20 protein-coding genes and 1 pseudogene are annotated in these 24,560 nt (G+C 70.5%); 6 read left to right on the forward strand and 15 right to left on the reverse strand.

The genetic code is table 11. From position 1 onward, the window contains the following. Window positions 1-368 precede the first annotated feature (368 nt). A complete protein-coding gene (locus tag ACZ4LX_RS06300; RefSeq protein ID WP_467639027.1) occupies window positions 369-2,582 on the forward strand; it encodes a terpene synthase family protein in 2,214 nt (737 codons plus the stop codon). Here the strand turns inward: ACZ4LX_RS06300 and ACZ4LX_RS06305 are convergent. The 7 genes and pseudogenes from ACZ4LX_RS06305 to ACZ4LX_RS06335 all read right to left on the reverse strand — a co-directional run bounded on the left by ACZ4LX_RS06305 (window position 2,558) and on the right by ACZ4LX_RS06335 (window position 10,172). Further along, a pseudogene (locus ACZ4LX_RS06305) lies at window positions 2,558-4,791 on the reverse strand (glycoside hydrolase family 95 protein). The gene ACZ4LX_RS06300 and the pseudogene ACZ4LX_RS06305 overlap by 25 nt on opposite strands. A gap of 295 nt (window positions 4,792-5,086) precedes the next feature. Beyond that, a complete protein-coding gene (locus ACZ4LX_RS06310) occupies window positions 5,087-5,587 on the reverse strand; it encodes a hypothetical protein (protein ID WP_467639024.1) in 501 nt (166 codons plus the stop codon). Window positions 5,588-5,672: 85 nt separating this feature from the next. Continuing rightward, window positions 5,673-6,083, reverse strand: a complete 411-nt coding sequence (locus ACZ4LX_RS06315; protein WP_467639021.1) for an ACT domain-containing protein — start codon at window positions 6,081-6,083, stop codon at window positions 5,673-5,675. Window positions 6,084-6,201: 118 nt separating this feature from the next. Beyond that, window positions 6,202-7,368 (reverse strand): thiolase domain-containing protein, encoded by a 1,167-nt coding sequence (locus tag ACZ4LX_RS06320; protein WP_467639018.1) that lies wholly within the window; start codon window positions 7,366-7,368, stop codon window positions 6,202-6,204. After that, window positions 7,361-8,413, reverse strand: a complete 1,053-nt coding sequence (locus ACZ4LX_RS06325) for a thiolase domain-containing protein (RefSeq protein ID WP_467639015.1) — start codon at window positions 8,411-8,413, stop codon at window positions 7,361-7,363. Before ACZ4LX_RS06325 ends, ACZ4LX_RS06320 begins: the two co-directional genes overlap by 8 nt. Next, window positions 8,414-9,355, reverse strand: a complete 942-nt coding sequence (locus ACZ4LX_RS06330; protein WP_467639012.1) for a Zn-ribbon domain-containing OB-fold protein — start codon at window positions 9,353-9,355, stop codon at window positions 8,414-8,416. Window positions 9,356-9,371: 16 nt separating this feature from the next. Then, window positions 9,372-10,172: a crotonase/enoyl-CoA hydratase family protein gene (locus ACZ4LX_RS06335; protein ID WP_467639010.1), complete on the reverse strand. Its 801-nt coding sequence runs from the start codon at window positions 10,170-10,172 to the stop codon at window positions 9,372-9,374. Window positions 10,173-10,337: 165 nt separating this feature from the next. Here ACZ4LX_RS06335 and ACZ4LX_RS06340 point away from each other — a divergent pair, with 165 nt between their 5' ends. The 3 genes from ACZ4LX_RS06340 to ACZ4LX_RS06350 all read left to right on the forward strand — a co-directional run bounded on the left by ACZ4LX_RS06340 (window position 10,338) and on the right by ACZ4LX_RS06350 (window position 14,294). Beyond that, the gene (locus ACZ4LX_RS06340; protein WP_467639007.1) at window positions 10,338-11,966 is read left to right on the forward strand and encodes an acyl-CoA synthetase; all 1,629 of its coding nucleotides are present in this window, start codon (window positions 10,338-10,340) and stop codon (window positions 11,964-11,966) included. A 157-nt stretch (window positions 11,967-12,123) separates the two neighbouring features. Next, window positions 12,124-13,197, forward strand: coding sequence for a right-handed parallel beta-helix repeat-containing protein (locus ACZ4LX_RS06345; protein WP_467639004.1), 1,074 nt, complete (start codon window positions 12,124-12,126; stop codon window positions 13,195-13,197). Window positions 13,198-13,232: 35 nt separating this feature from the next. Further along, the gene (locus tag ACZ4LX_RS06350; RefSeq protein ID WP_467639001.1) at window positions 13,233-14,294 is read left to right on the forward strand and encodes a methyltransferase; all 1,062 of its coding nucleotides are present in this window, start codon (window positions 13,233-13,235) and stop codon (window positions 14,292-14,294) included. A 27-nt stretch (window positions 14,295-14,321) separates the two neighbouring features. On the opposite strand, the gene ACZ4LX_RS06355 is transcribed toward ACZ4LX_RS06350, so the two are convergent. The 7 genes from ACZ4LX_RS06355 to ACZ4LX_RS06385 form a co-directional block, all read right to left on the reverse strand. Then, entirely contained in the window at window positions 14,322-14,654 is a 333-nt protein-coding gene (locus ACZ4LX_RS06355) for a TcmI family type II polyketide cyclase (protein WP_467638998.1), read from the reverse strand. Between the two features lie 62 nt (window positions 14,655-14,716). Beyond that, the gene (locus ACZ4LX_RS06360; RefSeq protein WP_467638995.1) at window positions 14,717-15,196 is read right to left on the reverse strand and encodes an SRPBCC family protein; all 480 of its coding nucleotides are present in this window, start codon (window positions 15,194-15,196) and stop codon (window positions 14,717-14,719) included. 1 nt (window position 15,197) lies between these two features. Continuing rightward, window positions 15,198-15,455 carry a phosphopantetheine-binding protein gene (locus ACZ4LX_RS06365; protein WP_467638992.1) on the reverse strand — a complete coding sequence of 86 codons (258 nt, stop codon included), beginning with the start codon at window positions 15,453-15,455 and terminating at the stop codon, window positions 15,198-15,200. A gap of 38 nt (window positions 15,456-15,493) precedes the next feature. After that, on the reverse strand, window positions 15,494-16,732 hold the full coding sequence (locus ACZ4LX_RS06370) for a beta-ketoacyl synthase N-terminal-like domain-containing protein (RefSeq protein ID WP_467638990.1): 1,239 nt from the start codon (window positions 16,730-16,732) through the stop codon (window positions 15,494-15,496). Continuing rightward, a complete protein-coding gene (locus ACZ4LX_RS06375; protein ID WP_467638987.1) occupies window positions 16,729-17,997 on the reverse strand; it encodes a beta-ketoacyl-[acyl-carrier-protein] synthase family protein in 1,269 nt (422 codons plus the stop codon). The genes ACZ4LX_RS06370 and ACZ4LX_RS06375 overlap by 4 nt, the downstream gene beginning before the upstream one ends. After that, the gene (locus tag ACZ4LX_RS06380; protein ID WP_359079799.1) at window positions 17,994-18,428 is read right to left on the reverse strand and encodes a cupin domain-containing protein; all 435 of its coding nucleotides are present in this window, start codon (window positions 18,426-18,428) and stop codon (window positions 17,994-17,996) included. The genes ACZ4LX_RS06375 and ACZ4LX_RS06380 overlap by 4 nt, the downstream gene beginning before the upstream one ends. A 76-nt stretch (window positions 18,429-18,504) precedes the next feature. After that, complete coding sequence (locus tag ACZ4LX_RS06385; protein WP_467638983.1) at window positions 18,505-19,626, reverse strand: SchA/CurD-like domain-containing protein; 1,122 nt, start codon at window positions 19,624-19,626, stop codon at window positions 18,505-18,507. Window positions 19,627-19,888: 262 nt separating this feature from the next. On the opposite strand from ACZ4LX_RS06385, the gene ACZ4LX_RS06390 reads away from it, so the two are divergent. Then, the gene (locus tag ACZ4LX_RS06390; RefSeq protein ID WP_467638980.1) at window positions 19,889-21,523 is read left to right on the forward strand and encodes an FAD-dependent oxidoreductase; all 1,635 of its coding nucleotides are present in this window, start codon (window positions 19,889-19,891) and stop codon (window positions 21,521-21,523) included. A gap of 21 nt (window positions 21,524-21,544) precedes the next feature. Here the strand turns inward: ACZ4LX_RS06390 and ACZ4LX_RS06395 are convergent, their stop codons facing one another. Continuing rightward, the gene (locus tag ACZ4LX_RS06395; RefSeq protein WP_467638977.1) at window positions 21,545-23,068 is read right to left on the reverse strand and encodes an alpha/beta fold hydrolase; all 1,524 of its coding nucleotides are present in this window, start codon (window positions 23,066-23,068) and stop codon (window positions 21,545-21,547) included. A 182-nt stretch (window positions 23,069-23,250) separates the two neighbouring features. On the opposite strand from ACZ4LX_RS06395, the gene paaK reads away from it, so the two are divergent. Further along, window positions 23,251-24,546, forward strand: coding sequence for a phenylacetate--CoA ligase PaaK (gene paaK, locus ACZ4LX_RS06400; protein WP_467638974.1), 1,296 nt, complete (start codon window positions 23,251-23,253; stop codon window positions 24,544-24,546). The last annotated feature ends 14 nt before the right edge of the window (window positions 24,547-24,560 follow it).

Below are 24,560 nucleotides of genomic sequence, written 5' to 3' on the forward strand. Positions count from 1 at the left end.
CCGTACGTGTCGAGAGGTCTTCGTGTTCCGATCTCGTGTTCGGTCGTGCGCGGACACTCTGTGACCTGAGGTGATAGCACGTCAAGAGCGTTGCGGCAGACGCGGGTCGCATCAGTGGATCAGACCACTGGCAGGTGTCCTGACCTGCGGACGGAAAGCTGCCGCAGGACTCCGGCGGTGCCGCGTTACCTGAGTTTTACGCGGCTGCGGACTGTCCGTCTCGATCCGGAACGACACCCGAACGGGCGCACTTCTTGTGTGACTAATGACCGCCGTGCGTGCCTCGAACGGCCGAAGGGTAGGCCTCGCCCGGACCTGACCGCGCCGCGTGACACCCACGCGGAGGCTCATCGAAAGGCCTGACGCAGATGGCACAGCCCTTCACTCTGCCGGACTTCTATGTTCCGTATCCGGCGCGCCTCAACCCTCATGCCGAACAGGCACGGCAGCACACGAAGGCATGGGCGCGGGCCATAGGAATGCTGGAGGGCTCCGGCATCTGGGAGGAGAGGGACCTCGACTCCCATGACTACGCGTTGCTGTGTGCCTATACGCACCCCGACTGTTCGGCCGAGGCCCTGTCCCTGGTGACGGACTGGTATGTGTGGGTCTTCTTCTTCGACGACCACTTCCTGGAGCTGTTCAAACGCACCCCCGACCGCCAGGGAGGCAAGGCGTACCTGGACCGGCTGCCCGCGTTCATGCCGATGGAGCGGGGCGCGCCCGTGCCCAAGCCGGTCAACCCGGTCGAGGCCGGTCTGGCGGACCTGTGGGCGCGGACGGTACCCGGCATGTCGGACGCGTGGCGGGTGAGGTTCGCCGAGGCGACGAAGAACCTGCTGAACGAGTCGCTGTGGGAGCTCGCCAACATCAACGAGGGCCGCATCGCCAACCCGGTGGAGTACATCGAGATGCGCCGCAAGGTGGGCGGCGCCCCCTGGTCGGCCGGTCTCGTGGAGTACGCCGCGGGCGCCGAGGTACCCGAGGCGGTGGCGGGTGAACGGGCGCTGCGTGTGCTGCGCGACGCGTTCTCCGACGGGGTCCATCTGCGCAACGACCTGTTCTCGTACCAGCGGGAGGTCGAGGACGAGGGCGAGAACAGCAATGGCGTCCTGGTTCTTGAGCGTTTCCTCGGCTGTTCGACGCAGGAGGCCGCCGAGGCGGTGAACGATCTGCTGACGTCCCGGCTCCAGCAGTTCGAGAACACCGCGCTGACCGAACTGGGTCCGCTCTGCGCGGGAAAGGGCCTCGACGCCGCGCAGACGGCGGCGGTGCTCGCGTACGTCAAGGGGCTGCAGGACTGGCAGTCCGGCGGCCATGAGTGGCACATGCGCTCCAGCCGCTACATGAACGACGGCGGGGCCGCCCGGACAGCGCCGGGCTTCGGGATGGCCGCCGCGTCGATCCGCTTCACCGCCCGCTCGGAGTCCGCCAGGCTGCGCGCCCGTACCCATCTGCCGTTCCAGCATGTCGGCCCGCCGCTGCTTCCCGACTTCGACCTTCCGTTCGATACGACGCTCAGCCCGCACCTGCACGGGGCCCGGGAGCGAATGGTCTGCTGGGCTCGCCGGGTGGGCTTTCTGGAGGCTCAGCCGGGGGTGCCGGGCTCGCACATCTGGGACGAGGCTCGGCTGCGGGCGATCGACCTCCCGCTGTGCGCGGCCGGCCTTCATCCGGACGCCACCCCTGACGAGCTCGACCTGTCCTCGCGGTGGCTGGCCTGGGGGACCTACGGGGACGACTGGTTCCCAGTGGTGTACGGACGGACCCGTGATCTGGTGGGAGCCCGGCTGGCGAACGAACGGCTGTCGCTCTTCATGCCGCTGAACGGGGCCGCTGCGCCCGAGCCCGTCAACGCGCTGGAACGCGCGCTGGGCGACCTCTGGGAGCGCACCTCCGCACCGATGGACGACAGCGGCAGGCGCGCGTTCCGTAAGTCCGTCGAGGAGATGACCGCCAGCTGGCTGTGGGAACTGGCGAACCAGGCGCAGAACCGGATTCCCGACCCGGTGGACTATGTCGAGATGCGGCGCATGACGTTCGGATCGGATCTGACGATGAGTCTGTGCCGGCTCGGGCACGGCAGGAAGGTACCGCCGGAGATCTACGGGAGCGGCCCGCTGCGCTCCCTGGAGAACGCGGCCGCCGACTACGCCGCGCTTCTGAACGATCTGTTCTCGTACCAGAAGGAGATCGAGTACGAGGGCGAGGTGCACAACGGTGTCCTGGTGGTGCGGAACTTCTTCGGGGTCGACTATCCGACCGGGGTGAGGATCCTGCACGATCTGATGAAGTCCCGGCTGCGCCAGTTTCTGCACGTGGCCGAGAACGAACTCCCGGTGCTGTACGACGACTTCGGTCTGGATGCCGAGGCGAGGGAGGTCCTTGCCGGTTACGTCCAGGAGCTGAAGCACTGGATCGCGGGCCTGCTGATCTGGCACCGGGACTGCGGACGCTACCGCGAGGAGGATCTGCGGCGCGGCACCGCGGCCCCGTGGCACCTGGGAGGTCCCACGGGGCTCGGCACCTCGGCGGCGCAGGTGACGTCGTTGTTCGCTCAGCTGTCGGGGGCCAGCGTGTAGCGCCGTCCGGCTCGGGCTCTGATGACCTTCTCGCCACTGGCGAAAAGCGTGGAGCGTACGGTCAGTTCACGGGTCCGGCTCGCTGTGATCACCGCACGGCGGGCCCGGCCTGCGGCCCATTCGATGTCGACGGTGAATCCTCCCCGTGCGCGCAGTCCGCGCACGGAGCCGTCCGGCCAGGCCGCGGGGAGGGCGGGGAGAAGGTCCACGGTGTCGTGATGGCTCTGCAGCAGCATCTCCGCGACACCTGAGGCAGCACCGAAGTTCCCGTCGATCTGGAAGGGCGGGTGGGTGTCCCAGAGGTTGGGGAGGGTGGAGTTCTTCAACTGCTCGGCCAGCATTCTGTGCGCGTGGCTGCCGTCCCTGAGCCGTGCCCAGAAGTTGATCTTCCAGGCCTTGGACCAGCCGGTGCCGCCGTCCCCGCGTGCGCCGAGGGAGACCCTGGCCGCTTCGGCCCAGTCGCTCCCGGCCTCTATCTGGCGGCCGGGGTGGAGGCCGAAGAGATGGGAGACATGACGGTGTTCGTCGGCCGGGTCGTCCAGGTCGGCCTTCCACTCCTGCAGCTGGCCCCAGGAGCCGACGCGCAGACCGGGGTCGAGGCTGCCGAGGGCTGTTTCGAGACGGCTGCGGAAGGCGGGGGCGTCCCCCAGGGTGCGGGCCGCCTCCAGGGTGCTGGTGAGGAGGTCATGGACGATCTGCTGGGACATCGCGGCCCTGCGGTGAAGTCACCGTGCTCGGGCGAGTAGCTCGGGGTGACGACGAGAAGTCCGTCGCGCGGGTCGGTACGCAGGTTGGCCAGCCAGAATTCGGCGGCTTCCCTCATCGCCGGATAGGCGGTGGAGCGCAGATAGCCGGTGGAGCCGCTGAAGCGGTAGTGCTCGTACATCTGCTGGGTGAGCCAGGCAGCGGCTTCGGGGAACCAGAAGGCCGTGGACCAGTCGTGGACTCCGGTGAAGCCGTACGGATTGGTCTCGTTGTGCACGACCCATCCCGGGGTGCCGAACATCTCCTCGGCGGTTCTGCGGCCCGGCTCGCGCATGGCCTCGATGCAGCGGTCGTAGGGAGCGGTGGTCTCGGCGAGATTGGTGACCTCGGCGAGCCAGTAGTTCATCTGGAGGTTGATGTTGCTGTGGTAGTCGGCGGACCAGGGCGGGGTGGTCGAGTTGTTCCAGACGCCCTGGAGGTTGGCCGGCAGTGAACCGGCCCGGGAGGAGGCGATCAGCAGGTAGCGGCCGTACTGGAAGAAGAGCGCTTCCAGGGCCCGGTCCGCGGCGCTCGTTTTGCCGGTGTAGGCGCTCAGCAGCTGGTCGGTCGGCAGGTCGGGCAGCTGCTGACCGATATCGAGGGCGACCCGGTCGAAGAGGGCGCGATGGTCGTCCACGTGGGCGTCGCGGACGCGCTCGTACGTGGAGGCCGCCGCCGTGTCGACAGCTGCCGTGACCTTGGTGTGCGGGTCCTGGCCGCGGTAGGCGGGAAATGTGTCCGCGTAGTCGGTGCCGGCCGCGAGGAAGAACCACGCACGGTCCGCACCGGTGACGGTAAGGCTGCCGTCGGTCCCGGCGGTGACCGTGCCACCGGTGGTTCGGACGCGGATCTGGGCCTCGAAGCGCAGCCCGTTGTCCTTGAGGGCACCCCGGACGGTGAGGCGGTCACCGGTGGCGGATGCGGTGAAGTCGTTGCGCGGCGAGGTGTACCGCAGGGTGAAGGCCACCTGTCCCGGGCGGTCCGCCGTCAGCCGCCCGGCGATGACGGAACCCGGGTGGGAGACGAAGAACTCCCTTGTATGGGCGACCCCTTCACAGCTGTAGGCCACGGAAGCGAGGGCGGTACGCAGGTCCAGGCCGCGCCGGTAGGAGGCGTCGGGGGCGGCCGGCGCACCCGGCACATCGAGGCGCAGCTCCCCGAAGAGCTGGTAGGCGCCGTACCCCCGGCGCGCCTGTCCGAGTTCGGCGGCCACGGCGTCGGGGCCCAGCGAGCCCTCGGCGTCGAGGCGCTCCCGCACTCCGGCGAGGGCTCCGGGTCTGGGGGCGGTCCAGTTGCCGAAGTCGTACCCCTGGGCCGAGCCGGGTCCGCCGGTCCACAGGGTCTTCTCGTTGAACGTGAGGAGCTCGGAGGCGAGCGTTCCATGGACGCTCGCTCCCAGGGCCCCGCCGCCGATGGGCAGGGACTCGCGCTCCCAGTCGGCGGCGGGTGCGCGATAGTGGAGCACGGGGTTCGGCAGCTTCGCCTTGTGTCTGCCGGTCGTCGATTCATCGGAGGTACCGGCTGCGGCGGCCTCGCCGGAGAGTGCGGGAACTCCCAGCGCCATAGCGCCTGTTACGCCGATCGCTGCCTTCACAGTGGTACGTCGCGTCATCCCGGATGTCATGCCGAATGACGCTAGAGGTCCGACGACTGAGTGGACAAGACGCATGACAAAGCGGCCTCTTGGACAGAGACCGCTGGTACTTGGACGGAAGTGACAGCGCCGGGCGGCGTGTGGCAGCCCGGCGGACGCGCCCGGCTCAGCCCTGCTGGAAGAGTTCGGCGGGCAGCGGCTTCAGAAGGGTGTACAGATCGTCGGTGATCGGCCGGTCCCAGCTGGCGATGGTGACGAGCACGCCGTCGCTGCGGTCGAACTGAACGCAGGAGATCCGGGTCTCGGAGAGCTTCACACGCCGGACGATCAGCAGGTTGTCGCCCTGCATGACGGGCATGTCCTCGGTGCCGGTGACCTCGACCGGCTCGTCGTTCTCCAGCGCGAGCAGCAGTTGGGCCACCTCGAAGGGCACCTGGCCCTCCTCGGTCTCGCGGGCCGGCGAGCCCTCGGGGAGATTGCCGATGATCATCGCGGGGCCGCGACCGCCGAACAGGTCGTAGCGCAGGAAGACGCCCTGACAGCTCCCGTCGGGAGCGGGCAGCAGACCGGCGCCGAGGTTGCCGGGCCAGTCGCCCGGGTCCATGGCCAGGACGTCGAAGTCGGGGCCCGCGGGTGTGGCGGCGCTACGGCGGCGGAGGAAGGACATGCAGACATGTTACGTGTCCGGGCCCACCTCGCCGAGCCGGGCCCGGGCGGACCGCTGCCGCTCCGCCCCGCCACGACACCGCCGGTCACCCCGTACCCGACTCCTCGGCGAGCTCCTCCAGCACGGCGACGGCCTCGGCGGCCCGGTCGTACGGGACGAAGAGGTGATCGTGATGGAACCCGGCCACCATGTTGCAGCTGATCCCCGCGTCGGTGAGGGCGAGCGAGACGGCAGCGGTCAGCCCGACGGCCGCCAGTGGTGAACGCGCACGGAGAGTGATCCAGCCTGCCGGGCTGTCGGCGGCGGTCAGCCCGGCAGCCGCGGCCTCCGCCTCGGGGAGGACCACCGTGAGCCCTTCGCCCTCGCGGACCGTGACGACGGGGGCGGTGCCATCGGGCGCGAGGCCGCCGGGCGCGGAGGCGTAGACATAGCGCCCCGGACGCAGCTCCGGACGCAGCGTGCTCAACAGGAACCGAAGATCGCTCTCACCCGTCACGGACACCACGCTACCCACGGGGTGCGGTGTCGCCGGTGACCACGGACGACACGAGCGCGGCGGCCCCCGGGCAGGCCGCGGAACGCATGGGGGTGCGGCCTGCCCGGGAAGAAAGGGTTCAGCCCGTGGGCGGTTCGGCGCCGACGAGCCACATGGAGAAGAACTGGGCCCCGCCGCCGTAGGCATGGCCGAGCGCCCTGCGGGCGCCTTCCACCTGGTGCTCCCCCGCCTGCCCCCGTACCTGGAGGGCCGCTTCGGCGAAGCGGATCATTCCCGAGGCACCGATGGGATTGGTGGAGAGCACCCCTCCCGACGGGTTGACCGGCAGGTCGCCGTCGAGTTCGGTGACTCCCGCCTCGGTGAGTTTCCATCCCTCGCCCTCGTCGGCGAAGCCCAGATTCTCCAGCCACATCGGTTCGTACCAGGAGAAGGGCACATACATCTCCACCGCGTCGATCTCCCGGCGCGGGTCACTGATCCCGGCCTGCCGGTACACATCGGCGGCGCAGTCCTTGCCGGCCTGCGGGGAGACGAAGTCCTTGCCGGCGAAGAGCGTCGGTTCGCTGCGCATCGCCCCACCGTGCACCCAGGCCGGAGGGCGCGGTGAACGGTCCGCGCCCGCACGGTCGGTGAGGATCATCGCGCAGGCCCCGTCGGAGGAGGGGCAGGTCTCCGAGTAACGGATGGGGTCCCAGAGCATGGGCGCGGCCTGGACCTTCTCCAGGGTGATGCCGGCGTCGTGGATGTGCGCGTACGGGTTCTTGAGCGCGTTGCGCCGGTCCTTGTAGGCGACGAGGGAGCCGACGGTGTCCGGCGCCCCGGTCCGGCGCATGTAGGCACGGACATGAGGGGCGAAGAAGCCGCCCGCGCCGGCCAGCAGCGGCTGCTGGAACGGGATGGGGAGCGAGAGGCCCCACATCGCGTTGGACTCCGACTGCTTCTCGAACGCGAGCGTGAGCACGGTCGTGTGCACGCGGGCGGCGACGAGGTTCGCGGCGACGAGGGCGGTCGAGCCGCCCACCGATCCCGCGGTGTGGACGCGGAGCATCGGTTTGCCGACCGCGCCCAGGGCATCGGCGAGGTAGAGCTCCGGCATCATCAGGCCCTCGAAGAAGTCGGGTGCCTTGCCGATGACCACGGCGTCGATGTCCGCCCAGGTCAGTCCGGCGTCCTGGAGGGCGGCCACGGCGGCTTCGCGGACCAGGCCCGCGAGGGAGACGTCGCGGCGCGCGGAGACGTGCTTGGTCTGGCCGATGCCGACGACGGCCACGGGCTCCTTAGACATGAGCACTCTCCCCTTCGAGAACGGCGACCAGATTCTGCTGGAGGCAGGGCCCGGAGGTGGCGTGGGCCAGCGCCCGGTCGGACTCGCCGCGGTGGATGCGGGCGGCGGCCTCACCGAGACGGATCAGCCCGGCGGCCATCACCGGATTGGCGGCGAGCGCGCCGCCGGACGGGTTGACCGTGACCTCGTCGCCCAGGCCGAGCGCCTTGCGCAGCACCACTTCCTGGGAAGTGAACGGGGCGTGCAGTTCGGCGGTGTCGACGGGCCGGTCGAAGACCCCGGCACGTTCGGCGGCGAGCCGGGTCGAGGGCGATTCGGTCAGCTCGCGCACCCCGAGGCCGTGGGCCTCGATGCGGTGGTCGATCCCGCGGATCCAGGCGGGCCTGGCGCAGAGGGACCGTGCGGTGTCCCCGGCGGCGAGGATCACGGCGGCGGCACCGTCGCCGATGGGCGGGCAGTCGCCGGTCCGCAGCGGCCGGACGAGGTAGTCGCCGCCCGGGACGGCGCCGCTGAGCTGGGCGTGCGGGTTGTCCGACGCGTCCGCGCGACTGCGGGTGGCGATGGCTGCGAGAGCGGCCTCGTCGGTGTCGCCGGCGTCGATCAGCGCCTGGGCCTGGAGCGCGGCGAGCGCGATGGAGTCGGGCCACAGCGGGCCGGTGTAGTACGGGTCGAGCTGCCGGGTGAGGACGTCGCGCACCTGGCCCGGCGAGGACTTCCCGTACGCATAGACGAGCGCGGTGTCCGCCTCGCCGGTCTGGATCTTCACCCAGGCCTCGTACAGGGCCCAGGCGCCGTCCATCTCGACATGGGACTCGGAGATCGGCGGGTGCGCGCCGACGCCGTCGAGCGCCATGGTGAAGGAGAAGGCGCGGCCCGCGAGGTAGTCGCTGGAGCCGGAGCAGGTGAAGCCGATGTCACTGGTCCTGAGCCCGGTCGCGTCGAGGACCTGGTGCAGGACGGGCATCAGCATCTCGACTTCGGAGAGTTCGTCGGTGCGCCGCAGGTGGTCGGTCTGCGCGAAGGCGACGATCGCTACGTCTCGCATCTAGACCAGCTCCTTGTACGCGTCGTAGTCGGCGTCCGGCTCTCCGGTCGGCCGGTAGTGGTCGGGGTGGCGGCTTCCCTCGGCCCATACGGGCTCGACGCGCAGCCCCATCCGTACCTGGTCGTAGGGGATGCCGCCGATCCGGGCGTGCAGGGCGAGGTCGGCGCCGTCCAGGGCGATGTGCGCGTAGACGTAGGGGACTTCGATGTCGAGGTTCTTCGCCTTGATGTTGACGACACAGAAGGTGGTGACCGTGCCACGCGGCCCGACCTCGACGCGTTCGTCGGTGGCGACGCCGCAGGTGGGGCAGGCGCCGCGGGGCGGGACGTACACCTTGCGGCAGGACGGGCAGCGTTCGCCGACGACGCGGCGGTCCGCGAGCGCTTCGAGGTAGGCGCTCTGGGCGCGGCCCGGCGAGTAGGTGTAGTCGAGGCGGGCGGGGGTGACGATCCCGGCGACCGGGTCCGCGAACTCCCCGTCGTGCGGGGCGGATCGGCCGGGATCGCCCTCGTACGGTTCGAAGCAGGCGATGTCCGTGATGGCGCCGGTGCGGTCCCCCGCCCAGCGGACACGGACTCGCATGCCGGTGCGGACGGCCTCGGGTCCGGGGGCGTCCAGGACGTGCAGGAGCGCGGTGTCGGCGCCGTCGAGCCGGACGAGTACCCAGGCGAAGGGGGTGTCCAGGGGCTGGTCGCGGCGGGGCTGCGGGTTCCAGGCCCAGGTGGTGACCGTTCCGGTGGCCGCGACCTCGACCAGGTCGCGGATCTCCTCGGCGGTGACGGGGTCGTATTCGACGGGCGGGACCAGGACCTTGCCGTCCGTGGTCCGGACGCCGAGCACGGTGCGTTCGCGCAGTCCGGTGAGGAAGGCGCTCTGCACCGGGCCGAGGGAGCGGGTGAAGGGGAATTCGACCACCAGCGGTGCGCTGAGGACGTCGGGCACGGTTGCCTCCTGGGGTTCAGGCCCGCCGGTAGACGGGCGGGCGCTTCTCGGCGAAGGCGCGGGCGCCCTCCTTGGCGTCGGCGGTGGCGAAGACGGGCCAGCCGCGCTCCAGTTCGGCCGCCAGGCCGTCGGTCTCGGTCATCTCCGCGGTCTCGTACACCGATGCCTTGACCTCTTCGACGGCGAGCGGGCCGCAGGCGTTGATCTGTTCGGCGACGGCGAGGGCCGCGTCCAGTGCGGTGCCGTCGGGGACGACCCGGCCGATCAGGCCGATCCTGGCGGCCTCACCGGCGGTGTAGGGGCGGCCGGTGAGCAGCATTTCGAGCGCGTGGGTGCGGGCGATCTGGCGCGGCAGCCGCACCGTCGAGCCGCCGATGGGGAAGAGGCCGCGCCGGACCTCGAAGAGGCCGAAGGTGGCGCTCTCCCCGGCGATGCGGATGTCGGTGCCCTGGAGGATCTCGGTGCCGCCCGCCACACAGTGGCCCTCGACGGCGGCGATCACCGGTTTGCGGGGGCGGTGGTGGCGCAGCATGGCCTTCCAGTGCAGATCGGGGTCGGCCGTCATCCGGTCCCGGTACTGCTCGCCCTCCATTCCCCGGCCGGCGAGGGCCTTGAGATCCATGCCAGCGCAGAAGCAGCCGCCGGCTCCGGTGAGGACGACGGAGCGGACCTCCTCGTCCTCGTCCGCGGCGAGCCAGCCGTCGTACAGGCCGACCAGCATCGGCAACGAGAGCGCGTTCTTGCTCTCGGGCCGGTTCAAGGTGAGCACCAGTGTGGCGCCTTCGCGCTGCACGGTGAGGTGTTCCGTACCGCCCATGGTCTGTCTCCCGTCTCAAGGCTAGAACAGGTTGCAGTAAGTGGAGTTGCAGTTCAATAGTTTTCTGACAGGGAGTCAGATTTCTTGCCGGGCCCCCTTCCCACTTGTGCCGGTCGGCGCTCTAATGACCGCCGAGCCACTCAGCAACCGGGGTCAGGAGGAACGGTGGAGTACAACCTTGCCGACCTGTTCGAGTCGGTCGTCGACGCTGTCCCGGAACGAGAGGCGCTGGTCTACCTCGACCATCCCGGCACGGGTGCCGAACGCAGGCTCACCTACGCGGAGCTCGACGCGGCGGCGAACCGCGTCGCCCACCATCTGATCGAGGCGGGCATCGGCCCCGGCGAGCATCTGGGACTGCACCTCTACAACGGTGTCGAGTACCTCCAGACCGTGCTGGCCTGCCTGAAGGCGCGCATCGTCCCGGTCAACGTCAACTACCGCTACGTCGAGGAGGAGCTGGTCTACCTCTACCGCGACGCGGATCTGGCGGCCCTGGTCTTCGACGCCGAGTTCGACGAGCGGGTCGCGGCCGCCGCGCCGCAGGCCCCCAAGCTCCGCCACCTCGTACGGGTGGGCTCGTCCACCGACGGCACACCCGGGCCCGATGCTGTCGCGTTCGCCTCGGCAGAGGCCGACGGGGATCCCGGGCGCGGCTTCATGGCCCGCTCCGCCGACGACCAGTTCATCATCTACACGGGCGGCACCACGGGCATGCCCAAGGGGGTGATGTGGCGCCAGGAGGACCTGTTCTTCTCCGGCCTCGGTGGCGGAGCGCCGACCGGCGACGCGGTCAGCGCCCCGCAGGAGCTGGCCGAGCGAGTGGCCGCCGGCGGGGAGGGCATCACCTTCTTCCCCACTCCCCCGCTGATGCACGGCACCTCGACCCTCACCGCGTTCATCGGCTTCAACTTCGGACAGCGGGTCGTCGTGCACCGCAAGTTCGTGCCGCACGAGGTGCTCCGTACGATCGAGAAGGAGAAGGTCACCAGCGTGTCCCTGGTGGGTGACGCGATGCTGCGGCCGCTGATCGACGCGCTGAAGGGGCCACTGAAGGGCACCGACTGCTCGGCGCTGTTCTCCGTCTCCAGCTCGGGCGCGATCATGTCCGACTCGGTGCGCGCGGAGTTCCAGGCGCTGGTGCCCCACGTGATGCTCCTCAACAACTTCGGCTCGTCCGAGTCCGGTTTCAACGGCACCGCGACCGCCGACTCCGGCCCGGAGAACGGATTCCGGCTCCGGGTCAACGCCCGTACGGCGGTCGTCGACCCGGCCACGTACGAGCCGGTGGCACCGGGCGAGCCGGGGCGGATCGCCCAGCGCGGTCACGTACCGCTGGGCTACTACAACGACCCGGGCAAGACCGCAGAGACGTTCTTCCGCAAGGGCGACGAGCGATGGGTCCTGCTCGGCGACATGGCGACGGTCGACGCCGAAGGCATCGTCACGGTGCTCGGCCGGGGCTCGCAGTGCATCAACACCGGGGGCGAGAAGGTCTATCCGGAGGAGGTCGAGCAGGCGCTCAAGTCCCACCCGGACGTGTACGACGCGCTGGTGGCGGGCGCTCCCGACGAGCGGTGGGGCAATCAGGTCGCCGCCGTGGTGCAGCTGCGGGAAGGCGCCGACGCACCCTCGCTCGGCGATGTACAGGCGCACTGCCGCACCCGGCTGGCCGGCTACAAGATCCCGCGCCACCTGGTGATCGCCCCGCAGATCCGGCGCTCCCCCAGCGGCAAGGCCGACTACCGGTGGGCACGCTCCGTCGTCGCACCCGCCGGCCCGGCCACCGGCTGACCCGGGAGCGCCCGCGAGGGTGCGTCACCCGAGTGCACGGCCCCGCTTCCACGGCGGACACGGGGCCGCGGCAACGGCGTAAGCCATTCGGGCACGCCCCGTACACAACCGGGCACCATGCGTGGCATCGGGGGGTGATCGCCCCTAGCTTCGGCTCATGAGGAAACGACACATCAAAAGCCTTGTGAGCGTCGCAGCCGCCTCGGCCGCCGGACTGGGCGTCGTCGCGCCGTCCGTTCCGGCCGCCGCCGCGGACGGCCATGTGGTGCGTCCGGGCCAGTCGATCCAGGCAGCGGTGGACGCCGCCCGGCCCGGTGACACCATCATCGTCCGGCCCGGCACCTACCGGGAGAGCGTGCTGATCACCACGCCCGGACTGACCCTGCGCGGCTTCGGGCGCCGTACGGTCATCGAGCCGGGCGCGAGCGGCACCCAGCCGGACAACGCCTGCGCTGAGGCCGGCAACGGCATCTGCGTCCTGGGCACGGCGGAACACACCGTGGACGACGTGTCCATCAGGTCCCTGACCGTGACCGGCTTCAGCAAGAGCGGCCTCTGGGCCTCCTGGACGGACGGGCTGGAGGTCCGCTCGGTGACGTCCACGTCCAACAAGGTCTGGGGCATCGCGCAGCAGCGGTCCACCCGTGCCGACATCCGGCACAACACCGCCCGCTCCAACGGCGATGCGGGCATCTTCGTCGCCAACAGCGTCGACGAGGAGGGCGGCGCCACCGACACCGGGGGGACCCGGGTCCGGGGCAACACCCTGACCGACAACCGCATCGGGTTCACCGCACGGCGCGTGCGCAACCTCTCGGTGCACCACAACACCTTCACCGCCAACTGCAGCGGCGTCTTCGTCGTGGGCGACGAGGGAACACCGCAGGCCGGGGACATGCTCATCCGGGCCAACCGGATCACCGACAACAACAAGTTCTGCGCCGCCACGTCGCGGCTGCCCGCGATCCAGGGGTCCGGCATCGTCCTCACCGGCACCGCCTCCACCGAGGTCCGGTCCAACGTGATCCGCGGCAACGTGGGCGCCACGCCCCTCTCGGGCGGCGTCGTGCTGTTCAAGAGCTTCGTCGGGGCGAAGAACACCGACAACACGATCAGCGACAACACGGTCCTGGGCAATCGGCCCGCGGACCTGGCCAACCAGGACACCGGTACGGGCAACCGCTTCACCGGCAACACCTGCGCCACTTCCGCTCCGGCCGGAATGTGCTGACCGGTGTCCCCCCGCACAAGGAGAAGCGAGACGGCATGACCACCGTGAGCACCAACCCGACCACCACACCCGTCCAGCCCGTTCCCACCCCGCAGCCGGCCATGCGGCTGCGTGAGATCGTGTTCGGCGCCGCCCGTTCCGCGGCCGTGCGCGCCGCGGCCCGGCTGGGCGTCGCCGACGCACTGGGCGAGACACCGGCGACCGCGGCCGAACTGGCCACGGTGGTGAAGACCGAGCCCGTACCCCTGCGGCGGCTGCTGCGCGCCCTGTCCTGCTACGGCATCTTCACCGAGCAGGCGGACGGCACCTTCGCCCACACCGACATGTCCCGGCTGCTGCGCGAGGACGACCCGAACAGTCTTCGGGACATCTCCCTCTGGTGCACCGAGCCGTGGACGTGGGAGGTCTGGCCCCGCCTGGACGACGCGGTGCGCTCCGGCGGCAACGTCTTCGAGGACGTGTTCGGCAAGGAGTTCTTCGACTACCTCCACCAGGACGCCCACGAGTCGGCCCAGGTGTTCAACCGGGCCATGACGACGTCCAGCATGCAGTCCGCGCTGGATGTCGCCGCGCTGCTCGACCTCACCGGGGTGTCGGTCGTCGCCGACATCGGCGGCGGTCAGGGGCATGTCCTGGCAAGCCTGCTGGAGAAGCACCCGTCGGTCAGCGGCACCCTGATGGACCTGCCCGGTGTCGTGGCACGGGCCGACGAACGGCTGCGGGACGGCGGTCCGCTCGCCGGCCGGGCGAGCATCGTGGCCGGGGACTGCCGTGAGGGCATTCCGGTGGCGGCCGATCTCTACATCATCAAGAACATCCTGGAGTGGGACGACGACAGCACCCGCCGGGCGCTGCGGGCCGTCATCGCGGCGGCCCGTCCCGGTGCGCGGGTCGTCGTCATCGAGAACCTTGTCGACGACACCCCGTCGATGCGGTTCACCACCGCCATGGACCTGCTGCTGCTCCTGAACGTGGGCGGTGCCAAGCACACCCGGCAGAGCCTGGTCGACCGGCTGTCCGAAGCCGGGCTGTCGATCGGTGAGATCCGGCCGGTCAACCCGTACCTCCACGCCTTCGAGTGTGTGATCCCGGACTGACCTCCGCTCCCGGGGCGCTCCTGTGCGTCAGGCGGTGGAGTCGCTCTCCCACCGGTAGAACTCCCGCGCCATCGCGTCCTTCGGCCCGCGCCAGGTCTGCGGGTCGTAAGGGCTGACGAAGGCGGTGAGCCGGTCGCTGATGTCCTTGAACGCCGGGTGCTCCGTCACCTTGGCGATCTCCGGGCCGGGCGGGCGCTCGGACTCGATCAGGTGCAGATAGACATCGCCGAACTGGAACAGCTTGCGCCGGGTGACGCCGACCAGGTGCGGCAGCTCACTGTTGTCGGACGCGGCGAACAGTTCGGCGATGTCCGGCGCCGACTCCGGCGCCATCCGGGCGACGATCAGTGCGTGGTGCATCGGGTGATGCCTTTCCGGTACCCGGTCCGGAACCGCGTTCCGGACCGTCGGCGGACGGTAGGTCAGTTGGCCGGGACGGAGGCCGTCCGCCGCTCGCGGTCGCGCTGCTCGATCTTGTCCCGGATGAGTTCCATCTGGACACGCGAGTTGCGGTTGATGTTGTCGGTCATCCAGGCGTCGTCGACCGGGGCGTCCGGGCGCATCGCGAAGTCCTGCGTCCACCGCATGCGGGTGCCGCCGGGCGCCTCGGAGTACTCCCACCGGATGTCCATGTGCTGGAACGGGCCGGGCTCGACACGGCGGGCCCGGACGGTGCGTCCGCGGCGGTCCATGGTGCGCTCGGAGACCCAGCTCCACACCTTGTCGTTGTCGTCGGGGTGCATGGTCAGGCGGAAGGTGGTCCGCTCGCCGTCGCGCTCGATGACCTCGACCGAGGCGTACTCGCTGAACAGCTGCGGCCAGTTCTCCAGGTCGTTCGTCATGTCCCAGACGAGGTCCAGGGGTGCGGCGATGACGATCTCGTTCTCGGTGTGTCCGGACACTTCAGGCTCCTGTCACAAGGCTGTTGTTCACGAGGTCGAGGAACTCGCGGGGCGTCTTGCAGCGGTCGGCGTCGGCCGGCAGCGGCTGCCCGTGCCGGTTCTCCAGGACGCCGACGATGCCGAGGAGGCCCAGCGAGTCGAGGCCGAACTCGTCGAAAGCGGTACCGGACCGGTTCTCCATCTCCCGGGGGTCGACGGTCAGTCCGGCGCCCTTCTTCATCAGGGCGGCAAGCTCTTCGTACGTAAGTCGATCGGGCATGAGGGACTTCTCCTTCTCACGAGGGGTGTCGGTGAGGCCTACGCGGGGCGCCGGAGCACCATCGCCGCGTTCGAGCCCATGAGGCCGCGGCTGAGCACGAGGGCCGTGCGCAGTTCGGCGGGGCGGGCCCGGCCCATGACCAGGTCGAGGTCGTGGCAGACCTCGAACACGTTGGGTGTGGGCGGGATCAGGCCGTCCTCCATGGCGAGGACGGCGGCGGCGGCGTCGAGGACAGGGGCGCCGCAGTAGGCCCGTCCGGTGCCGGTCTTGGGTGCGGTCACCGGGACGCGCCGGCCGTGTGCTCCGAGCGCGTCGGCCAGGGCCAGGGCCTCGGCCCGGTCGGCGGCGGGGACACCGAGGGCGTCCGCGAAGACCACGTCGATTTCCTCGGGCGCGCACCCGGCCTCCCGCAGTGCGCCCTCGATGGCGTGGGCGAGACCCTCGCGGGACTCCTCCCACCGCATCGCGGTGGTGAAGGTGGCCGCGTGACCGGAGAGTTCGGCCCGGACCCGGGCACCGCGCTCCCGGGCCGCGCCCTCCTCCTCGACCACGAACATCGCGCCGCCCTCGGCGGGCACGAATCCGCAGGCGTCCGAGGTGAACGGGCGGTAGGCCCGCGTCGGGTCCTCGGCGGCGCTCAGGTCCCGGTAGCCGAGCTGGCAGACGACGGAGTAGGGCGCGAGCGGAGCCTCGGCCGCGCCCACCACCACGGCGTCGGTGCCGCGCCTGACCGTCCGGTCGGCGTGCGCCAGGGCGTCGAGGCCGCCGGCCTCGTCGCTGGCCACCACCGCACACGGCCCCTTGAAACCACCCCGGATCGAGATCTGGCCGGTGCTGGCCGCGTAGAACCAGGCGATCGACTGGTAGGGGCCGACGTACTTGGAACCCTGGCCCCACAGCCGTTGCAGCTCGCGCTGGCCGAACTCGCCGCCACCGGAACCGGCGGCGGTCACCACGCCCACGCTGAACGGCGCGTTCTCGTAGTCCGCGCGGCCCAGCCGGGCGTCGTCCAGGGCCATGTCGGCCGCGGCCATCGCGAAGTGCGTGAACCGGTCGGTCTGCACGAGGTAGCGCTCCTCGATCAGCGAGACGGGGTCGAAACCCCTTACCTCGCCGGCCACGTGCAGCGGCAGGTCCTCGCACCCCTCGCGGGTGACCCGGTCCAGGACGCTCAGGCCTTCCTGCGTACGTTTCCAGAAGGATTCGGTGCTCGTGCCGTTGGGGGCGACGACGCCGATGCCGGTGACGACGGTGCGCCGGGCCTTGCGGGTGCTCATGGTGTCCTCCCACCGCTTCTGGTCAGGGCCACCGCGGACTGGAATCCGCCGAATCCGCTGCCGACCGACAGGACGCTGCGCAGTTTCAGCGGACGCGCGGTGCGGGGTACGTAGTCGAGGTCGCACTCGGGGTCCGGGGACTCGTAGTTCGCCGTCGGCGGCACCGTCTGGTGGACCAGCGCGAGTACACAGGCGGCGATCTCTATCGCACCGATCGCTCCGAGCGAATGGCCCACCATCGACTTGATGGAGCTCATCGGCACGTCGTGGGCGTGTGCGCCGAGTGCCCGCTTCACGGCGGCGGTCTCGTGCCGGTCGTTCTGCTTGGTGCCCGAGCCGTGCGCGTTGACGTAGTCGATGTCGGACGCGGCGATCCCGGCGTGCCCGAGGGCGCGGTTGATGGCCTCCGCCATCTCCAGGCCCTCCGGAGTCAGCCCGGTCATGTGATAGGCGTTCCCGAAGGTCGCGTAGCCCGCGATCTCGCAGTACACCGTCGCGCCGCGAGCACGGGCGTGCTCCAGTTCCTCCAGGACGAGTACGGCTCCGCCCTCACCCATCACGAAGCCGTCGCGGCGGGAGTCGAAGGGCCTGGAGGCGTGCTCCGGGTCCTCGTTGTTGGGCGAGGTCGCCTTGATCGCGTCGAAGCACGCCACGGTGATCGGGGTGATCGGCGAGTCCGAGGCCCCGGCGATGCACACATCGACGCGGCCCTCCTCGATGGAGTGGAAGGCGTAGCCGATCGCGTCGAGCCCGGAGGTGCAGCCTGTGGAGACCGTCTGGACCGGTCCGTGCGCGCCGACCTGTTCGGCGACGGCCGAGGCCAGCGAACTGGGAGAGAAGGCACGTTCCAGGTGGCGGCCGGCCGGACGGTGGTCGACGTCCCAGCGCGCTCCGCTGCCGCTGACGGCGACGTAGTCGTGCTCCAGCCGGGTGGTTCCGCCCACCGCGGTGCCGAGCGAGACGCCCATGCGCCACGGGTCGGTCCGCTCCGGGTCGAGGCCCGCGTCGGCGAGTGCCTCGCGGGCGGCCACCATCGCGAACTGCACATAGCGGTCCGCGCGGGCGACCTCTTCCTCGTCCAGTCCGTACGCAGCCGGGTCGAAGTCGCACTCGGCGGCGATCCGGGACCGGAATCCGGCCGGGTCGAAGAGTGTGATGCCCCGGGTCGCGGTGCGGCCGTTGGAGAGGAGGTCCCAGAAGGCCGGGGTGCCGATGCCGCCAGGAGCGACGACGCCGACACCGGTGACGGCCACGCGCCGGGTCATGAGGCGGCCTCGGTTCGTTCTGGCGGCGCGCCCCGCTCGGCCGATTCGGTGACCTCGGTGTCGACGTGGCCGAGTTCCGGGCGGGGGGCGAGCGGCCCGAGGTGGAAGACCATGCGCGCCTCCACGTCGCCCACGTTGCGGAATCGGTGGCGGACGTGCGGGGGGATCAGCAGTCCCTGGTCGGGCCGCATCGCGTGCGGTTCACCGTCCAGGTCGACCTCCAGGAGCCCGTTCACCACGTACACGAACTCCTCGGAGTACGGGTGGTAGTGCTCACCGATGCGGTCGCCGGGCTGAACGATGGCCAGACCCATGAAGCCGCTGGTGGCGCCCACGGCCGTTGGAGTGAGCAGCGCGCGCAGGTCACCTCCACGCCTGCGGTTGGGCTGGGTCTCGCTGAGGTCCACGATGCGTGGCCGGTGCATGGTCATGACTGCTTTCCTCCTGGCGCATTGCGCGTTGTTCCGACGGGTTGAGCGAGAACCCCCCAAGGTGCTGCCGCGCGGCTCAGGACTCCGCGGCACGCCGGTCGGTGATGAGGCGCATCTCGGACCGGGCGAGGAAGCGCGCGGCGTCCTGGTCGGTGGTCGGCACGGCATTGGCCTCACCGTCGAGAAGACGGGCGAGGCGGGCCGCCTTGCCGGGGCCGTGGATGCCGAGCGCCTGAGCGGGCTGGGCGTCGAGCGGGCCGCTCACTTCGAGGAGGCGGACCACGATGTCGTCGCGCTGGAAAATCGTGCTGCTGTCGATGGGGCTGCCGGTGTTGTCGGCCTCCTCCTCGTCGTGCTCGGCAAGGAGGCGGGCCAGTGCCATCCCGCAGCCCTCCTTGGCCTGGTAGAACAGCGCGTGGCGCTTGCACTCCCCGGCCGCGTGACGGCCCGTCGTCACATGGTGGACGGTGGGCAGGGCCGCTCGGGTGAAGAACATACGGGCGGAGTCGGGGTCGGCCAGGTCGCGGTCCTGCTCCAGGTACGGGTTGATCGCCTCCTCGACGGCCCGGACCTCGGGCTGCCGGGACACATGGCGCAGGGCCGCGAGGAGGTCGCCCTCGACCTCGACCGCACGCACCACCCGGTTGCCGTGCATGAACAGCGAGGTGCGACGCAGTCGGGTGTGCTCGTCGACCCGGGCCTGCGGGGAGTCGTAGTCGGCGAGGATCTTCGCGACGATTTCCTCGGTGCCCGGCTTGACGGTGAAGGTCAGCGCGTGGCGCACCACCCCGTCCCCGAGGCGGGGCGCGGCCTGAAGACCGCCCTTGACGGGCTCGAAGCTCTCCTCGAAGGCCGCGCCCGTCTCGCGCAGGACGCTGAAGCGCAGCGAGCGGGTGTCACGTACGCAGCTGTGCAAGGGCTGGACCGTGGCGACGTGGTCCTCGCTGTTCACCCAGGCGAGGAAGGGCGGTGCACTCTCCCACTCGCTGGTGATGAGCCACTGGGACGGGTTCTCGATGGACTGGCACAGCTGGTCGCTGATGTGGCCGGGGATCGCGGCGACCTGGTTGCGCATGTGCTCGTACGCCTCCAGGAACTGCTTCTGGGCGCCGTCGTGCAGGTCAAGCAGCAGGATGACCCGCAGCCTTGATCCGTCGAAGGCGGACTGGGAGGTCCGTTCCGAGAGGGTGGTGGTCATCTTGCGAACTCCTTCGAGACGAGGGGAGAACCGGCCGGGTGCCGGTGAGGAACTGTCGAGGGGCGGAGCGGGGTATCTCCCGGCGGGTGCGCACAGTCCGCCCGGACTGTGGGCGACGTCTCCGTGACCGATCGTGAAACGCTGGTCCGGGTGACGCGAGATTTATGAACCGTTCAGGTGAGCGGGCGTCCGAACCGCTCCGACAAGGCTCCGACGAGGGCATGAACACTGCATCTGTACGGCGTCCGAGCTGGAGCAACTCATGAACGAGAACGTCGACGTCCAAGTACCGGTCCTCATCGTGGGCGGCTCCCTGGTGGGCCTGTCCGCGTCCCTTTTCCTCGGCCGGCTCGGCGTCGAGCACCTGCTGGTCGAGAAGCACGCCGCGACCTCGACACATCCGCGGGGCCGCGGCAACAACGTCCGCACGATGGAGATCTTCCGCAGGGCCGGGGTGGAGCCGCAGATTCGTGCGGCGGCCTCGGTCCTGGCGGAGAACCACGGCATTCTGCAAGCCGGTTCACTGACCGGCGACGACCAGGAGTGGCTGTTCAAGGAAATCGACCCGGGTGGCGCACTCGCCCGCTTCAGCCCGAGCGGCTGGTGTCTGTGCAGCCAGAACGATCTGGAGCCGGTCCTTCTGGACCGGGCCCGGCAGCAGGGCGGCGATCTGCGGTTCTCCACCGAGCTGCTCTCGTTCGACCCGGACGGGGAAGGGGTCGGGGCGGTCCTGAAGAACCGGGACACGGGTGAGCACACGACCGTGCGGGCGGACTACCTGATCGCCGCCGACGGTCCGCGCAGCCCGGTCCGCGAGCAGTTGCGCATCGGCCGTTCGGGTGCTGGGGAGCTGTTCCACAATGTGAGCGTCACCTTCCGGTCCCGTGCGCTCGCCGATGTGCTGGGCGACCGGCGTTTCATCGTGTGCTACCTGACCAATCCGGAAGCGGACGGCGCGCTGCTGCCGGTGGACAACGAGCGGGAGTGGGTGTTCCACGCGCCGTGGCAGCCGGGCCGCGGCGAGACGCTGGAGGACTTCACGGACGAGCGGTGTGCGGCGCACATCCGCAAGGCCGTCGGAGCGCCGGACCTCGACGTCGAGATCACGGGCAAGGCGCCGTGGCACGCGGCGGAGCGGGTGGCGGACCGCTACTCACGGGGCCGGGTCTTCCTCGCCGGCGACTCGGCGCACGAGATGTCGCCCACCGGGGCGTTCGGCTCCAACACCGGCATCCAGGACGCGCACAACCTGGCGTGGAAGCTCGCGGCGGTGCTGCGGGGTGAGGCGGGTCCGGGTCTGCTGGACACGTACGAGGCGGAGCGGCGGCCGGTGGCACGGGCGACGAGCGAGCGGGCCTCGGCGCGTTCCGGCGAGCACAGCCACCCCGGGTACGCGGCGCCGCCGACCGTGGGCGGCGGGAAGCGGGGCGGGATGCTGAACGTGGCGCTGGGCTACCGCTATGTGGACGGCGCCGTGCTGGGCATCGGCCCGGAGTGGCCCGTGGTGCCCGAGGGCGTGCAGCTGTCGGGTGAACCGGGCAGCAGGGCACCGCACTTGTGGGTCCGCCGCGCCGGTGAGCGGATCTCCACGCTTGACCTGTACGAGCGGTCGTTCGTGCTGCTCACCGACGCGTCCGACGTGGCGTGGCGGCAGGCGGCCGCACGGGTCGGCGAGCGGCTGGGAGTGCGGCTCGCCGCGTTCGGGATCGGCACCGGCCCGGGATCCGATCTGGAGCCGGAGGCCGGTGCCGAGTGGGCCGAGGCCCACGGGACGAGCGCCGAGGGCGCCGTGGTGGTGCGCCCCGACGGGTTCGTCGCCTGGCGGGCGGAGTCGGGCGTCGAGGACGCCGAGGCGGCGCTGTACGAGGTCATGGTGGCCCTGTTGCGCCGGGACTGACGGCGGGGGTGCGCGCCGGGATCAGCCGACGCCGAACGACCGGAGGGCCGCGAGGAATTCCTCCGGTCGTTCGTCGTGCACGAGATGACCCGCCTCGATGGTGACGAGCCGGGCGCCGGGGATCTGGCGTGCCATCCAGGCGAGGTCCTCCTGGGCGATCTGGCTCGTGGGCCCGCCGCCGATGACGAGCGTGGGTGCGGTGATCTCACCCAGGCGCTCGCGGGCCTCCGTGCCGGGTTCGTTGAGCTGGGCATCGGTGGAGGGAATGACGGGCCAGTCGAAGTCCAGCTCTCCGCCGGGGTGTTCGGCGGGTGGGCGGGGCGGGTCGAGCGGGAAGGGCGGCGGCGCCTCCTCGATGACGAGGCGGCCGATCAGTCCTGGCTGCCGCTCGGCGAGCAGATAGGCGGCGGCGCCGCCCATGGAGTGCCCGACGACGGTGGCACCGGATAGGTTCCGGGCCTCCAGGAAGGCGTGCAGATCATCGCGGAACAGCTCGAAGGAGTAGCGGCCGGGCCAGTCGCTGAGTCCGTGGCCGCGGAAGTCGAAGGCGAACACCCGGTGCCGTGCGGCGAGTCGTTCGGCGACGGTGGTCCACGTCGTACTGTCGCCGCAGCGTCCATGGACCAGGACGACGGGCGGCGCGGAGGGGTCCCCCCACGCCCGGTAGGCAAGACGGATTCCGCCTGCCTGCACACTGTGCACATCCGGGTCCAGGAACGCGGTGACTGTACGGGTGAACGCGCCGGGGTCGTCCAGCCAGGGGAAGTGTCCGGCGGCCCGCTGCACGGCGAACTCGGACTCCGGGAAGAGCGCCGCGAGTTCGGCTCCGCGGTCGGGCGTGGACACACCGTCGTACTCTCCGGCGAGGACGAGCACCGGGGCCGGGAACTCCCGCAGCGCGGCGACCGTCGCCGGCGGGTCGAACGCCCCCTGTCCGTAATAGGCCCGAGCCGCCTCGGCGTTGATCTGCCGCGCGGACAGGGCGGCGTGGGCCTGCGCGGCGGCGTCCCAGCGTCCGTACAGGAACGGCCTCGCCCCGGTACGGAGTTCATCGGTGAGCCGCCCCGCCCAGATCTCTTCCAGGGCCAAGAGCGCCTGCGCGTACCAGGATTCCGACCGGCGGAGCGCGGCGGCCTCACGGGCCTCGCGCTCGGCGAACGCGAAGCCGACAGCCCGGGTGGTGGGCGACACGAGGACCAGGCTCCGCAGCGCGTGGGGGTACCGGGCCGCGTAGAGCGCGGCGAGGTCCCCGGCGGCCGAGTGGGCGAGCAGGTCGACGCGTTCGAGGCCGAGGTGCAGGCGCAACGCCTCGACGTCCTCGACGAGCCGGTCGCAGCGGTAGGTGGTGACGTCGTCCGGTACGGCGGAGTCCCCGGTCCCGCGCAGATCGAGAACGACCAGCTGTCGCGTGGCGGAGAGCCCGCCGAGGTCCCCGAGGTAGGCGCCGGCTCTCATCGCGCCGCCCGGGAGACAGATCAGCGGTGCGCCCTCCCCCAAGACGTGATAGGCGAGCTCGGTCTCGTCGTATGTGTGGAAAGTCGGCATGGACCCATCCAAACAGGGCCGACCGGGTGACGCAGGCGTGTTCGGTACGGGCGTAGCCGCAGCGCGAACCGGATGTGTCACCCCCCTTGCCACGTGGGGGAAGATCCTGAATTACTGCTCCCGGGAGAAACGACCGAATGATCGGTCGCCCGAACGGTGCGCACGGGAAGAGGGAGATCCGTATGACGGCTCTGCTGGACGCGGCGGAACGAATGGGCCGCGAGGAACTGGAAGCGCTGCAGCTGGAGCGGCTCCGGGCCACCCTGCGCCACGCCTACGACCGGGTGGACCACTACCGGCAGGCGTTCGACCGGGCGGGGCTGCGTCCGGACGACTGCCGCTCACTGGCTGATCTGGCCCGCTTCCCGTTCACCACCAAGGCCGATCTGCGCGACAACTACCCGTTCGGGATGTTCGCGGTGCCCGAGGAGCGGGTGCGCCGGATCCACGCCTCCAGCGGGACGACGGGACGACCGACGGTCGTCGGCTACACCGAGAGAGATCTGGACATCTGGGCGGATGTGGTGGCCCGCTCGATCAGGGCAGCCGGCGGGCGGCCGGGACAGAAGGTCTATGTCGCGTACGGTTACGGGCTCTTCACCGGCGGCCTGGGCGCGCACTACGGAGCGGAGCGGCTGGGCTGCACGGTCATTCCGGCCTCGGGCGGCATGACGGCCCGGCAGGTGCGGCTCATCCAGGACTTCCGGCCCGAGATCATCATGGTGACACCGTCCTACATGCTCACGCTCCTCGACGAGTTCGAGCGGCAGGGCGTCGATCCTCGGACGACATCGCTGAAGGTGGGCGTCTTCGGCGCAGAGCCGTGGACCGAGGAGATGCGCCGCGAGATCGAGGAACGGTTCGCGATCGACGCGGTCGACATATACGGACTGTCCGAGGTGATGGGGCCCGGTGTGGCGCAGGAGTGCGTGGAGACGAAGGACGGTCTGCACATCTGGGAGGACCACTTCTACCCCGAGGTGGTCGACCCGTTCACCGGCGAGGTACTTCCGGAGGGCGCGGAGGGCGAATTGGTGTTCACCTCGCTCACCAAGGAGGCCATGCCGGTGATCCGCTACCGGACCCGCGACCTCACCCGGCTGCTGCCCGGCACGGCCCGCGTATTCCGGCGCATGGAGAAGGTCACCGGGCGCAGTGACGATCTGGTGATCCTGCGCGGGGTGAACCTCTTCCCGACCCAGATCGAGGAGATCGTGCTCCGTACGCCGGGCGTGTCGCCGCACTTCCAGCTCCGGCTGACCCGTGAGGGGCGGCTGGACGTGCTGACGGTGCGGGCGGAGGCGCGGGCCGGGGCGACCGCGGAGCAGCGGGCAGCGGCCGCCGCGTCGGTCGCGGCGGCCGTCAAGGACGGGATCGGGGTCTCGGTCGGGGTCGAGATCCTCGATCCCGAGACACTGGAACGGTCGGTCGGCAAGTTCCGTCGGATCGTTGACGAGCGGGAGCGGCCGGGAAGGTGACGCCCCGCGCCCTC

The sequence above is a fragment of the Streptomyces sp. NPDC026062 genome, from assembly GCF_055568375.1.

Excerpts from the sequence above, each read along its gene's own strand:
- ACZ4LX_RS06300 (WP_467639027.1), top strand. The coding sequence starts at position 369 with ATGGCACAGCCCTTCACTCTGCCGGACTTCTATGTTCCGTATCCGGCG.
- ACZ4LX_RS06310 (WP_467639024.1), bottom strand. The coding sequence starts at position 5,587 with ATGTCCTTCCTCCGCCGCCGTAGCGCCGCCACACCCGCGGGCCCCGAC.
- ACZ4LX_RS06320 (WP_467639018.1), bottom strand. The coding sequence starts at position 7,368 with ATGTCTAAGGAGCCCGTGGCCGTCGTCGGCATCGGCCAGACCAAGCAC.
- ACZ4LX_RS06325 (WP_467639015.1), bottom strand. The coding sequence starts at position 8,413 with ATGCGAGACGTAGCGATCGTCGCCTTCGCGCAGACCGACCACCTGCGG.
- ACZ4LX_RS06335 (WP_467639010.1), bottom strand. The coding sequence starts at position 10,172 with ATGGGCGGTACGGAACACCTCACCGTGCAGCGCGAAGGCGCCACACTG.
- ACZ4LX_RS06345 (WP_467639004.1), top strand. The coding sequence starts at position 12,124 with ATGAGGAAACGACACATCAAAAGCCTTGTGAGCGTCGCAGCCGCCTCG.
- ACZ4LX_RS06350 (WP_467639001.1), top strand. The coding sequence starts at position 13,233 with ATGACCACCGTGAGCACCAACCCGACCACCACACCCGTCCAGCCCGTT.
- ACZ4LX_RS06355 (WP_467638998.1), bottom strand. The coding sequence starts at position 14,654 with ATGCACCACGCACTGATCGTCGCCCGGATGGCGCCGGAGTCGGCGCCG.
- ACZ4LX_RS06365 (WP_467638992.1), bottom strand. The coding sequence starts at position 15,455 with ATGCCCGATCGACTTACGTACGAAGAGCTTGCCGCCCTGATGAAGAAG.
- ACZ4LX_RS06370 (WP_467638990.1), bottom strand. The coding sequence starts at position 16,732 with ATGAGCACCCGCAAGGCCCGGCGCACCGTCGTCACCGGCATCGGCGTC.
- ACZ4LX_RS06375 (WP_467638987.1), bottom strand. The coding sequence starts at position 17,997 with ATGACCCGGCGCGTGGCCGTCACCGGTGTCGGCGTCGTCGCTCCTGGC.
- ACZ4LX_RS06380 (WP_359079799.1), bottom strand. The coding sequence starts at position 18,428 with ATGACCATGCACCGGCCACGCATCGTGGACCTCAGCGAGACCCAGCCC.
- ACZ4LX_RS06385 (WP_467638983.1), bottom strand. The coding sequence starts at position 19,626 with ATGACCACCACCCTCTCGGAACGGACCTCCCAGTCCGCCTTCGACGGA.
- ACZ4LX_RS06390 (WP_467638980.1), top strand. The coding sequence starts at position 19,889 with ATGAACGAGAACGTCGACGTCCAAGTACCGGTCCTCATCGTGGGCGGC.
- ACZ4LX_RS06395 (WP_467638977.1), bottom strand. The coding sequence starts at position 23,068 with ATGCCGACTTTCCACACATACGACGAGACCGAGCTCGCCTATCACGTC.
- paaK (WP_467638974.1), top strand. The coding sequence starts at position 23,251 with ATGACGGCTCTGCTGGACGCGGCGGAACGAATGGGCCGCGAGGAACTG.